General features: G+C 53.2%; 9 protein-coding genes. 4 read left to right on the top strand and 5 right to left on the bottom strand.

All coding sequences use genetic code 11. The features are described from left to right. The first annotated feature begins 152 nt into the window (after positions 1-152). Both G7064_RS08195 and G7064_RS08190 read left to right on the top strand, forming a co-directional pair. On the top strand, positions 153-1,130 hold the full coding sequence (locus tag G7064_RS08195; protein ID WP_410505550.1) for an SIS domain-containing protein: 978 nt from the start codon (positions 153-155) through the stop codon (positions 1,128-1,130). A 140-nt stretch (positions 1,131-1,270) separates the two neighbouring features. Continuing rightward, complete coding sequence (locus G7064_RS08190; protein WP_166073205.1) at positions 1,271-2,359, top strand: mannose-1-phosphate guanylyltransferase; 1,089 nt, start codon at positions 1,271-1,273, stop codon at positions 2,357-2,359. Positions 2,360-2,470: 111 nt separating this feature from the next. On the opposite strand, the gene rlmB is transcribed toward G7064_RS08190, so the two are convergent. From rlmB to G7064_RS08165, 5 genes are all read right to left on the bottom strand, one after another. Beyond that, a complete protein-coding gene (gene rlmB, locus G7064_RS08185) occupies positions 2,471-3,403 on the bottom strand; it encodes a 23S rRNA (guanosine(2251)-2'-O)-methyltransferase RlmB (protein WP_240935815.1) in 933 nt (310 codons plus the stop codon). Then, the gene (locus G7064_RS08180) at positions 3,364-4,581 is read right to left on the bottom strand and encodes a GWxTD domain-containing protein (RefSeq protein WP_166073204.1); all 1,218 of its coding nucleotides are present in this window, start codon (positions 4,579-4,581) and stop codon (positions 3,364-3,366) included. The genes rlmB and G7064_RS08180 overlap by 40 nt, the downstream gene beginning before the upstream one ends. A 167-nt stretch (positions 4,582-4,748) precedes the next feature. Next, positions 4,749-7,736, bottom strand: a complete 2,988-nt coding sequence (locus G7064_RS08175) for a DUF2723 domain-containing protein (RefSeq protein ID WP_166073203.1) — start codon at positions 7,734-7,736, stop codon at positions 4,749-4,751. 200 nt (positions 7,737-7,936) lie between these two features. After that, positions 7,937-8,524 (bottom strand): T9SS type A sorting domain-containing protein, encoded by a 588-nt coding sequence (locus G7064_RS08170; protein ID WP_166073202.1) that lies wholly within the window; start codon positions 8,522-8,524, stop codon positions 7,937-7,939. 282 nt (positions 8,525-8,806) lie between these two features. Next, positions 8,807-9,583, bottom strand: a complete 777-nt coding sequence (locus G7064_RS08165; RefSeq protein WP_317172846.1) for a biotin--[acetyl-CoA-carboxylase] ligase — start codon at positions 9,581-9,583, stop codon at positions 8,807-8,809. 44 nt (positions 9,584-9,627) lie between these two features. Between G7064_RS08165 and rsfS the strand changes: the two genes are divergently transcribed. Further along, positions 9,628-10,038, top strand: a complete 411-nt coding sequence (rsfS, locus tag G7064_RS08160) for a ribosome silencing factor (protein WP_166073201.1) — start codon at positions 9,628-9,630, stop codon at positions 10,036-10,038. Positions 10,039-10,085: 47 nt separating this feature from the next. Further along, positions 10,086-12,194 (top strand): ATP-dependent zinc metalloprotease FtsH, encoded by a 2,109-nt coding sequence (gene ftsH / locus G7064_RS08155; protein WP_166073200.1) that lies wholly within the window; start codon positions 10,086-10,088, stop codon positions 12,192-12,194. Positions 12,195-12,253 lie beyond the last annotated feature (59 nt).

Genomic DNA, 12,253 nt, shown 5'->3' with positions numbered 1-12,253 from the left:
TTGTTAATCATTTAAATACAGTATTTAACAACCGCATTCGTCATTAAGATAGCAACACAACAATAGCCAGAGGCTCAGGGCTAGAAACCAACGACGGGATGAACAACCAACTACTCGATGCCGACTACTCGGTACCGGATATCAAATTTAGATTGAAACCGCAGAACGAACTCAACTCAATTGCAAAAAAAGTGCTTCATGAAGAAGCGAGCGCCATTCAGGGTGTGGCAGAGGCCCTTGATAAGACGCCTGATTTTGCACAATGCATAGAAGCAATACTCTCTTTGCGGGGTAGGGTAGTAGTGACAGGTATAGGTAAGAGCGCCCATATTGCGGCCAAAATAGTAGCTACGCTGAACTCTACGGGTACTCCAGCCCTGTTTATGCACGCCGCCGACGCTATCCATGGCGACCTAGGCATGATTCAAGCAGAAGATTTTGTCATTGCCATCAGTAAAAGCGGTGATACACCGGAAATAAAAGTGCTAGTGCCCTTGTTGAAGCGGAAAGGGGTGCCCTTGGCTGCCTTGGTTTCCAATGCCGATTCCTACCTAGCAGTGCAGGCCAATTACGTTTTGCACGCGCCTGTTACGCGCGAAGCCTGCCCTCACAATTTGGCCCCCACCACCAGTACAACCGCCGCATTAGCTCTTGGCGATGCGTTAGCCGTATGTCTGCTCGAGTCACGGGAGTTTACTTCGGCCGATTTTGCTCGTCTGCATCCGGGGGGCACCTTGGGGAAAAAGCTTTACTTGAAGGTTGGTGACTTGAGTCGGCAGAATCAGGCGCCGCAAGTGCTGGAAAATGCCCCCCTGCGTGAGATTATCCTGGAAATATCGGGCAAGCGACTGGGTGCAACGGCTGTGCTCAGCGAGGGTGACCAGCGACTATTGGGTATTATCACCGATGGCGACCTACGCCGTATGCTCACCAACTTCACCAATTTGGAAGATGTGCGGGCGCACAACATCCTCACGCCGTCGCCTATCACTATTGATATTGAAGACTTTGCAGCCGAAGCCCTCGCTCGCATGCAGCAGCGCAATATCACGCAACTCATTGTGACAGCTGCTGGTCGGTTCAGCGGCTTTATCCACCTCCACGATTTGCTGCGCGAAGGCTTGGTATAGATAGAAAGAAGCCCCCGTCTAAAACTGCATTTTAGCCTTTGTCTTTTGGCCAGATTCGTGCAGAAGGGGGCGCAACCCTGAAATATTTCGGACCTTCGCCCCTGATCTTACTTTAACCCGGCTTCGGTGAGGCCTGCTCTATGACTCAAAATACGTATCTCGTCGTGATGGCGGGCGGCATTGGTAGCCGCTTCTGGCCCTTTAGCCGTACGAATCATCCCAAACAGTTTCACGATGTAATGGGCGTCGGTCGGTCGATGTTGCAACTGACAGTAGACCGTTTTGCCGGAATTTGCCCCCCAGAGAATGTTTTTGTAGTAACCAACCGTGATTATACCGAGTTGGTACAGCAACACTTGCCCGATTTGCCCCCCGACCAGATTCTGGGTGAACCGATTGGCCGGAATACGGCGCCCTGCATTGCGTATGCAAGCTACCGCATCGCCCAGCGCGATCCAAAAGCTGTCATCATCGTGACGCCCGCCGACCACGCGGTGCAGCGTGAGGAAGAGTTTCGGGGCATTATCAGCCAAGCGGTAGCAAGCGCCCGCAGCCAAGATATTCTTATTACGCTCGGTATTCAGCCTTCTCGCCCCGATACTGGCTACGGCTACATTCAGTTTATCGACGGCGACCAAAGCGAACTGTATGGCAGCTTGCGGAAAGTAAAAACCTTCACTGAGAAGCCAAATCTGGAGCTTGCCAAGATGTTTGTGGATAGCGGCGACTTCCTGTGGAACTCTGGCTTATTTATCTGGCGGGCCGAAGTGATCATGCAGGCTTTCCACCAATATCTCAGTGACATTGCAGAGGTATTTGACGAAGGCCTAGATCAGCTGGGGACTAGTCACGAGCAAGATTTTATCACTGGTGCCTACTCACGTTGCCGCAACATCAGCATCGACTACGGCATCATGGAAAAGGCCGACAACGTGTACGTGCTGCCCGCCGACTTCGGTTGGAGCGACCTGGGTACGTGGGATTCCCTGCATCGCATTGGCCGTGGCGATGAGAATGGCAACGTGATTGATGGTGACGTCATCCTGTATGATACCCGCGAGTGCGTCATCAAAACTCCCTCTGAGCGCCTTGTGGTAGTGCAAGGCTTAGAAGGCTACATCGTGGCTGAGTACGACAACGTGCTGCTCATTTGCAAGCGCACCGAGGAGCAGCGTGTGAAAGAATTCGTGGCCGATGTTCGGGCCAAAAAAGGTAACGGCTACAACTAATCTGTATATCGAAGCAGCAAAAGAAGAGGCCGGCGGCCAACTCAGTGAGTTGGCCGCCGGCCTCTTCTTTTGCTGCATATTATAACCTAATCAGGTTAAAAAGACTTACAATTATTTGCTCTGAAGGCGCTGACGCAGAACTTCGAATAACATAATGCCGCTGGCTACGGACACATTCAGGGAGCCAATTTGACCCGCCATCGGAATGCGTACTTTATAGTCAGCAAGTCTTAGATACTCAGGCGAAATTCCGTCTTCTTCGCTGCCCATAAGCACTGCAACGGGACCAGTGAAGTCTACGCTGGCGGTTTCGAGGCTGGTATCGGCCTTTTCCGTACACGCTACCACCTGCACGCCTGACTGCTGGAGGAAGGTGATGGTTTCCTTCAAATTAGGCTCCCGGCATACCGGAATCAGATTTAAAGCACCAGCTGAAGTTTTAAGCGCATCGCCGTTTATCTGAGCAGCACCACGGCTGGGAATTACGATGGCGTGTACGCCCAAACATTCCGCATTACGGGCAATAGCGCCAAAATTGCGCACGTCCGTTACGCGGTCAAGCAAAAGGAGTAAGGGTGTTTTGCCTGCCTCAAATAAGCCCGCCAGAATACTATCTAAGGGAGCATAATCGATAGGCGAAACGAAGGCAACGGCGCCTTGGTGGTTTTTGCGAGTCAGGTCGTTGAGCTTCTCCAGGGGCACCAGCGACACCGGAATCGTAGCGGCTTTGGCCAACTCCGTTATTTCCTGGGTAATGCTGTTTTTAGTGCCGCGCAGCAGATAAATCTTCTCCAGCGTGCGGCCAGCACTTAAGGCTTCCTGAATAGGACGCAAGCCAAACAGCATATCGATGCTACGGTCGGCGGCTGGGCGGTGCGGGTAGCGCGGCTTGTAGTCAGGCTTGGGGCCTGAATTACCCGCGCGGGCAGCATCTGGCCGGTCACGGTCGCGGCGGGGCTCGTGGCGCGTGCCATTTTCATCGTAAAAGGTACGGCGCTGCTCGTTCAGCGGGCGGGACGGGCGTTCGTCAGGGCTTTTCTCCATTGCTCCACGGCGGCATACCAAAGCATTTCGTGCTCGGGTCGGCGCACCAATTCATAGTGTTCAGGAGCAAAGGTACTGGGTTTGGCGCGGAACACATATGTGCTGTTGCCCACGTCGGGCTGGCGGTATATCCAGCGTTCCTCCGCGGCGGTGCGGTATACTGCATCAGGCGGTCCCATCACCACGTAAAGCATACCTCGGTCGGTCATCCAGCCGGCTTTATAAGCGGAGAAAAGCTTATTGGCTGCTGCCACCCGGCCATAATACGTGCGAATGAGTTGGCGAGCTCCGGCCTGCTGGCCATTAGCGGCGTTAAGCCAAAATTGGTCGACTGCTTTTTTGGGTGAAGTGGCGTCGTATAGTTTTTTTCGCTCGATGGATGAAGTGAGGTAAATAAGCGGCTGAATTAAATCAGAAGCGGTAGTCAGCTCCGGAAAGTTGTTTTCCTCGACTAACAAGCTACTGGCTTGACCGCCTGAGCCATTGTTAAGCAAGTACAAACCAGCCCGCTGCAAGGCTACTAGCTGCCCCGCCTGGAAAGTAATGGAATCTTGGACGCCTAGCGTACGCGAAGCTGGCGGCTGGGCAGCTGGATTGGTCATGGGGGGCAAAGCTGCCGTGAAATTGCTTTCGTAGCGCCGCAGCAGTAAGGGCTGATCAAGGCCGTAAGCGCTTACTTCAAAAGGTTCGCTGGCGTGCACGTAGCGGCGCATAAGTGGAACTCCCACCGAATCGACCAAGATAAAGGGACGTGCCAGCCGCTCGGTAGTGAGTAGGATCCAGGCCTCATCGCCAGTGTCGGCGGCGTTGGGCCCCGGCTGGAGGCTCAGAACTTGCCCTGCCCGCAACCGAGATAGGGGAACACAAAACTCAACCAGCGCCGCCGTGCCTATGCGTTTTGTGTACTTAGTAAGCTGACTTAATGTGTCTTGCCACGCGGGCTGTTGGGCATCATAGCTTGGCCATACTGCAATACGTAACGGCTGCCCTGACCCAACGACGCTTCCATTAGGGAAGCGTACATACACACGCAAACTGTCGGCCTCACGCCGGGTATCCACTGCTACCCGCCGTGCCAGGCTGTATTGTCCGGCAAAGTCGCGGCGGCTAGCGGCGGGCCTGCTAGCTATCAGGCAAACCAAAAAACACAGGAGCAGCAGGATGGGGAGTTTGGTCATAGAATACAGCGTATGCAGCTTTCAACGGATTTTACTGAACCGCCAGCAATTAGGTAACGACTTATCTTTGTTTTAATTGATAGATCCTAAAAAAGCCCCCCAGATTGAGGCTGGGGGCTTTTTTAGGATCTATCAACTTGCTTCCAGAAATCAAACTGGTCAGTACTTTACTGACGAGGATAATACTGGTTCAACAGCTCAACTGCCTTAGCTGCGCGGGCTTGGTCCTTGATCTGCTCGGCAGCCTGATACACACTTTGCAGGGTAAGTAGGTTGCTCTGAATTTCCATTTCAAACAGGCTACCATTCGTGGTCGAATAATAGGCCAGCGCCTGCTGAGCGCGGTTGGTCATCGTGTCCAAAATGTCGGTGGCTTTCTTCCGCTCACCAACTGCCACGAGCGGTCCTACAAATTGCGGCGTGTAGTAATCGTACGGAATCGATGCATCGGGCATAACCGTGAAGGCCTTGTCCAGTATCTGCTTCGCTTTTACTTTGTCGCCGGCAGCCAAGTAGGCCTCGGTTAGGCGGGCAAATTTCTCACGATAGTTAGCCGGGAAGCGCAGGCTGTTCTCATCGTAATAAACCTTGGGGTCGTTGAGGTTGCGGAAGGCGAACTTCTTCATCATGTTCTCAAACATGAGATCCTTAGCCACGTAGCCTTCGTTGCCGCGCGGGTCATAGTTGGGGTCGCGAGCAGGTAATACACGGTACGCCATGCCTTCGAGTTGGAAGTACGGCTGCAAGTTCATCATGTCGGACGGCACGACGGTGCTGGAGAAGTAAATAGGACGCTGCCAGTTGCTGGTAGCCAGCATGTCCAGAATCACCAGGTTTTTCTTCTCAATGGCGCCACCACCCATGTCCCACTCCATGCGGGGTACTAGCTGTTTGCGACGCTCGGCCGGGATAATGCCGGAGCGCATAACCGCAGACGTATCGACGGGCAGGAAAAACTTCTTAGTAGGGAAGGACAGTAGCGAACGGCCACTCTGGGTTTGCACTTGCAACAGCTGGCTATTCTCATCAACTAACTGAATAAACTCCTTCAGGTTAACCTGCTGCACCGCCGGATTTTCTACGAAAGGCAGATAATCATTAGTGCCCTGCACGTAATTCTGCGGCTTCATCGAAATAGGCAGCGGCTGCGACTTGTAGGCGCGGCGGCGCATCTGCTCGATGTACCAATCGGTGTTCAAATAGCTCAGTACGGCCACACGCACATCTGTACGAACGCCTTCCACTTCCTGGGCATACCAAAGCGGGAAGGTGTCGTTATCACCGTTGGTGAACAGGATAGCGTTCGGCGCCAGCGAGTTAAGCAGGTTCTTCGCCGAATCTACAGAGCTATAGCGGTCGGAGCGATCGTGGTCGTCCCAGCCCTGGGCGGCCATAATGCCAGGAGCCAACAGGCCTAAGGCTAATGCCACGCCAGCCCGTACCGTATCGGCCTTAAGTATGCTGCGCAGCAGTTCTGCTAAACCAATGACACCCAAACCAATCCAGATGGCAAAGGCATACGTGGAGCCCGTAAAAGTGTAGTCACGCTCACGCGGCTCAATGGGCGGCTGGTTCAGGTAAAGCACGATGGCTAAGCCTGTAAACAAAAACAGTAAGCCTACAATGAAGGCATTGCGTCCATCGCGCTGGGCGTGGAAGAATAAGCCCACTAAGCCCAGAATCAGCGGAATAGCCAAGAAATTATTGTGGGCTTTGCTGCCACCGATACGAACAGGTAGTTCGCTCGCACTTGTACTGGTAGGCCATACTACCCCCGATTGTTGCACGTCGCTTTCGCGGCCCACGAAGTTCCAGAGGAAATAGCGCCAGTACATGTGGCCCATTTGATAACGGAAGAGGAAGCTCAGGTTTTGGCCCATCGTCGGCTTCACCTCTGGCTGCACATCTACCCACTTTTGGTAGTAGCGAATGTGGTCGGGCTGCGGGCTGTAGAGGCGCGGCAGGAGCATTTTGTCTTCGTCCCGATAGATGGTTTCGAGACGACGCTCTGCGATTACATATTTGTCGCCCTCACGTACGTAGCGTGGTGCACCTTCCACTTGGTCAACGGGCTGAGCGCTGAATTGCGGGCCGTAAAGCAAAGGCCGGTCGCCGTACTGCTCGCGCTTCAAATAGCTAACAAAGGAGAGCACGTCGTCGGGCTTGTTCTCGTCGATGGTCGGGTTGAAACCTGAGCGAATCGGCACAATCAGATACGACGAGTAGCCGATCAGAATAAACACGAACACCAGCATGCCGGTGTTCACAAGCTGACTGCCTTTGCGGTAGGAGTAGCGAAAGCCAAAATAAATAATGGCCAGCAGCAGCAGCACAAAGATGATAACGCCCCAGTTGAACGGTAGGCCTATACTATTCACAAAGAACACCTCGAAGGCTCCAGCAATAGTTGGCAAACCAGGAATAATGCCTGCCAGAATTGAGCCCACGATGATCATACTTACCACCAGCGTCAAAATGCCCCCCAGTAGGGTAGGGTTGGCGGTACGACGGTAATAGTAAATAAAACCCAGCGCTGGCAGCGCCAATAGGTTGAGCAAGTGGACGCCAATGGATAAGCCAATGATATAAGCAATCAGAATCAGCCACTTATCGGAGTCGGCCTCGTGGGCTCGGTTCTCCCATTTCAGCATTATCCAAACTACGACCGCCGTGCACAGCGATGACATGGCGTATACCTCGCCCTCGACAGCGTTGAACCAGAATGAATCGGAGAAGGCAAACGCCAGGGCACCCACAGCGCCAGCTCCCAGAATCAGCAGCGTTTGACCGAAAGTAGGCTCCAAGTTGGGCTCTAGGTTCGGTACGGCACGGTGCATTACCAGTTTCTTGGCCAACATAGTGATGGTCCAGAACAAGAAAAGCACGGTAAACGAACTGCTCAACGCGGATAAAGCATTTACTAGAACCGCCACCTTGGTTACGTCGCCAAAGGAAAACAGCGAGAAAATGCGCCCTAATAAGAGGAAGGTAGGGGCGCCGGGTGGGTGCGGTACCAACAGCTTGTAGGAGCAGGCAATAAATTCGCCGCAGTCCCAATAGCTGGCGGTAGGCTCCAGGGTAATCAGGTAAGTAAGTGTGGCAATGGCGAATACGAGCCAGCCAACCAGGTTATTCAGACTTTTATAACGGTGCATACTTGCTTGGTCAGAGAAGGGCCAAAAGTAGATAATAAATCCGGCCGTACCGCAGATTTGCCCCCCAGTTCGTTTCTGATCGATTTTTGGTGCATAAAAAAAGCAGCCGATTGATTCGGCTGCTTTTTGCAAATGATATTTATATAAAGCAGAACACTAAGCTAAGCGCCGCATAAGGAGCATCTTCGCTAGCAATCAGTTTAATTCTGTAGTACTAAGCGCTTTGTGCTTACTACCTTATCGTTTACAAGCAGGCTGTAGAAATACATGCCAGCTGGCAAGTCAGACAAGTTCATCGCGATACCAGTGCTCGCTAGGTCGGGGCGGAGCGTCAGCGTGCGCACTTCACGGCCGATAATGTTGCTGAGACGGAATTTGTAATCGGAGCCCGGCGTCTGAGAAAGGCTAACTACAACCATCCCACGGGCGGGATTGGGATACACGCTAAGCGTAGGAAGGTTGAGTCTGGCGTCCTGCACAGGCGTTGCCGCTGCACTCACCGACTTGGTAGCAGATTGCCCCCCAACACCCGAGAATGGGCTGCGAAACGCAAAAATGGTAGGAGCAGGTACGTTGCTGAATGGCGTATTTCGGAAGGTATTAGTAGAAAACTCTGTGCGCAAAGGAGTAGTAAGGCGACTTGAGCGGCTACCCAGGCCCATCTGGTACTGCTGTGGGGCCACACCGGCAGGTGGCGGGTATTGAGGCGGATGCACCGTAGTGGCAACCGCCGAAAGCTGCGCCATAAACAGCGTCAGCACTAATAACAAACGAGTAGAGATAATCATGAGGTGGTTAGCTGGAATGAACTTGGGGCCGGAGCAACCAAGTGATAGGTGGAGTTAGAAATTCTCCCGAGCTGTATGCAGTTAACTAAAACAAGCACCGTGCCTGCCCCAAAAACTGCCATTTGCTCAGCAGATAGATACTTCCTTAGATGCAAAGGTTGCAAGAAGGTTTATTGTTCCATTAAATTATTTGAATGTAATCAAAAAATAGGATGTTACTATACTTTATAGACTATTAGCGTGGTTGTCTAGATAAAAGCCTGCTCTTTATCGACTTTTGGTTTACTCTACAGAAGCGCTCGAAAGATATTTTATCTGTTGTAGGCCAAAGTGCCGCACTTGTCCATCAATCTCTACAAGCAGTTGCCCTGCCTCATCGACGCCTCTGATCTGACCAGTGACAGTCCGCCCATCTACTTCGTATAAATGGGGCTGCTGGTAGCGGTATAGCACTTGAAGGTAGGCTTGGTGCAGCGTGGCTACTTGCCCGGCCCGCAACTGCAAATAGCGCTTCTCGAGGCACTCCAGCAGCCGGGCAACTAGTGCTGGTAGCGCATATTGCCGGCCGGTGAGGCTACTCAAAGAGGTAGCCGTAGACACTGCAAATTCGCGTTGGTTTATATTTAAGCCCAAACCAACGATACTTGATTGAATTTTAGGGCCGCTTAAGGTGTTTTCGATTAAAATGCCCCCCAGCTTCTGTTCCCCGAAAAAAATATCGTTCGGCCACTTCACTCGAAGCGCGGGGTCGGGGCCGAGCAGACTACTTGCCCAATCATAGACGGCCAAGGCTACGGCCTGGCTGAGTTGAAACTGATCGGGCGCGGTTAGGAACGTGGGGCGCCAGACGACCGACATCGTCAGGTTTTCGCCGGGCTGAGCTTCCCAGCGGTTGCCACGTTGACCGCGACCGGCGGTCTGTTTGTCGGTAATGACCACGCAGCCGTCGGTGGCGCGGTTTTGGCCAATTAAGCGCTGTGCCTCCGTGTTTGTAGAGGCGCATTCGGGCAACCAGATTAGCTGTTGGCCCGTGAAGAGGGTTTGGGGGGAAATAACCACCGCCTGATTTTCTTACTTTGTGATTTCAAACCTAACAATACCCTATGAAAAGTACCCTGGTTCGGCAAGATTCGGACAGTTTGGCAGACGTGGTTGTGCGCGGCATGCAGGAGAAGAAGGCAGTTGACATTGTTGTGCTAAACCTTAAGGAACTTAAGAATGCCGTTGCCGACTACTTTGTTATCTGTTCCGCTTCCTCCGACACCCAGCTGGATGCCATTGCCCGCTCAGTAGAAGAAGAAGTTGAAAGGATAACGGGGCAGAATCCTTGGCAAACCGAAGGACGCACCAACCGTGAGTGGGTGCTGCTGGATTACGTAGATGTAGTAGTACACGTTTTTCTGCGCGACCGTCGGCAGTTTTACGCGCTCGAAGAGCTGTGGGGCGATGCCGAAATAAAGTATTTAGAAGAGGAAAACGTCTCTGTTCCTAACGCAGCGGGACCGAACAAATAGCGCCGGCGGCGTGTTCCGCCTTTGTCTTTCCCTGACTTATCTTATTCATGCCTAATACAACACCCAAAAAGAAAAAGCCCATGCTGCCGACGCCAACGCCGCGTCCGAGCATGCAGCTTTTGGTGCTGGGCGGGTTGGTACTGTTCATCTTCGCGATGTTCTACTTCAACCGCAGCAACTCTACGACCGACATTGATCAGCAGCGCTTCGAACAAATGCTGTTGGCTGGCGACGTACGCGACGTACTGCTCGTGAACGACCGGATGGTAGAGGTTACGCTGAAGCCTGAAGCCGCCAAGAGCGCGAAATACAATGATGAGCTGTCTCGCCGGGGCCCGCTCACCCTCGAGCAGGGTCCGCAGTTTGCTTTCCGAGTCGTGGACGGTAAAACCTTCAAAGAAGATCTTGATAAGATTCAGGCCGACTTGCCGCGTGAGCAGCGAGTGGGCTTGAAAATAGACCAGCGCCAAGATGGGTATGGCCTGCTCTCCAGCTGGGGTCTGATTATCCTGCTGATGGTTGGCTTCTGGTTCCTGATGCGCCGCATGAGCGGGGCCGGCGGACCTGGGGGGCAAATTTTCAACATCGGCAAGTCGCGCGCAGCTCTTTTTGAGGGTGGCGACAAGGTGAAGATCACATTTAAGGATGTGGCCGGTTTGGAAGAAGCCAAAGAAGAAGTAGAAGAAATCGTAGAGTTTCTCAAGAACCCGTCGAAGTTCACCGTTCTGGGGGGCAAAATTCCGAAGGGCGCACTGCTCGTAGGTCCTCCCGGTACGGGTAAAACCCTGATGGCGAAAGCCGTGGCTGGTGAGGCCGACGTTCCGTTCTTCTCGCTCTCAGGCTCCGACTTCGTCGAGATGTTCGTGGGTGTAGGTGCTGCGCGGGTACGTGACTTGTTTAAGCAAGCCAAAGCCAAAGCGCCTTGTATCATCTTCATCGACGAGATTGACGCCATTGGCCGTAGCCGCAGCAGCGGTAAGATGCCCGGTGGTAACGACGAGCGCGAGAACACGCTGAACTCATTACTGGTAGAGATGGACGGTTTCGGAACAGATTCCGGCGTTATCATCCTCGCTGCAACTAACCGTCCTGATACGCTCGACTCTGCGTTGCTGCGTCCCGGTCGCTTCGACCGTCAGATCAGCATCGACAAGCCCGATATTAACGGCCGCACCCAGATTTTCCAGGTGCACTTGAAGCCGTTGACGCTGGGTCCTGATGTAGATGCTCGTAAGCTGGCTGCGCAAACGCCTGGTTTTGCTGGCGCTGAAATCGCCAACGTTTGTAACGAAGCCGCGCTTATTGCCGCTCGCCGCGACAAGAAGATGGTAACAATGCAGGACTTCACCGACGCCGTTGACCGCGTAATCGGTGGCTTGGAGAAGAAGAACAAGATCATTTCGCCCAACGAGAAGCGCATTGTTGCTTACCACGAAGCTGGCCACGCCATTGCTGGTTGGTTCCTGGAGCACGCCGATCCGTTGGTGAAAGTGAGTATCGTACCGCGTGGTGTGGCTGCATTGGGCTATGCGCAATATTTGCCCCGCGAGCAGTTCCTATACAACACGGAGCAGCTTACCGACGAGATGTGCATGGCCCTTGGCGGCCGCGCTGCCGAAGACTTGGTTTTCGGTAAAATCTCGACGGGTGCTCTAAGCGACTTGGAGCGTATCACCAAGATGGCGTACAGCATCGTGACCATGTATGGCATGAATGAGAAGCTGGGCAACATTTCCTTCTATGACTCTAAGGGGCAGAATGAGTATGGCTTCAGCAAGCCGTATTCGGAAGCTACTTCTCAGATGATCGACGAGGAAGTACGCACGATCATCTCCGATGCCTATGAGCGTACGAAAGCCTTGCTCACCGACCGTCGGCATGAGTTGGAGATTGTAGCGAAAGAGCTGCTGGAGAAGGAGGTGCTGCTGCAAGACGACTTAGAGCGTTTGGTAGGCAAGCGTCCTTACGATACCCAGACCAGCTACCAAGCGCACATGGCCGGCACCGACCGCAGCGAAACCCTGAGTGAGCGGAAGAATGAGCACCCCATTCCCCTCAGCGACGACCTGCCCGAAAGCAACCTCCCTGGCTTGGACTATGGCCCTGACAATAACCCCGAAGGCCGTCAGGATACGCCTGTAGGAACGACGTTATAATATTGACAGACAAAAAAAGCCCCCCAGAAATGTATCTGGGGGGCTTTTTTGTGTATGCT

Source organism: Hymenobacter sp. HDW8, from assembly GCF_011305775.1.
In the GTDB taxonomy this organism is placed as follows: Bacteria; Bacteroidota; Bacteroidia; order Cytophagales; family Hymenobacteraceae; genus Hymenobacter; species Hymenobacter radiodurans.
This window is presented reverse-complemented; position numbering and strand designations above follow the sequence as displayed.

Bases quoted from the DNA above. Each gene is read 5' to 3' on its own strand.
- rsfS (WP_166073201.1), top strand. From the start codon at position 9,628: ATGAAAAGTACCCTGGTTCGGCAAGATTCGGACAGTTTGGCAGACGTG.
- G7064_RS08190 (WP_166073205.1), top strand. From the start codon at position 1,271: ATGACTCAAAATACGTATCTCGTCGTGATGGCGGGCGGCATTGGTAGC.
- G7064_RS08175 (WP_166073203.1), bottom strand. From the start codon at position 7,736: ATGCACCGTTATAAAAGTCTGAATAACCTGGTTGGCTGGCTCGTATTC.
- G7064_RS08180 (WP_166073204.1), bottom strand. From the start codon at position 4,581: ATGACCAAACTCCCCATCCTGCTGCTCCTGTGTTTTTTGGTTTGCCTG.
- G7064_RS08170 (WP_166073202.1), bottom strand. From the start codon at position 8,524: ATGATTATCTCTACTCGTTTGTTATTAGTGCTGACGCTGTTTATGGCG.
- rlmB (WP_240935815.1), bottom strand. From the start codon at position 3,403: ATGGAGAAAAGCCCTGACGAACGCCCGTCCCGCCCGCTGAACGAGCAG.
- ftsH (WP_166073200.1), top strand. From the start codon at position 10,086: ATGCCTAATACAACACCCAAAAAGAAAAAGCCCATGCTGCCGACGCCA.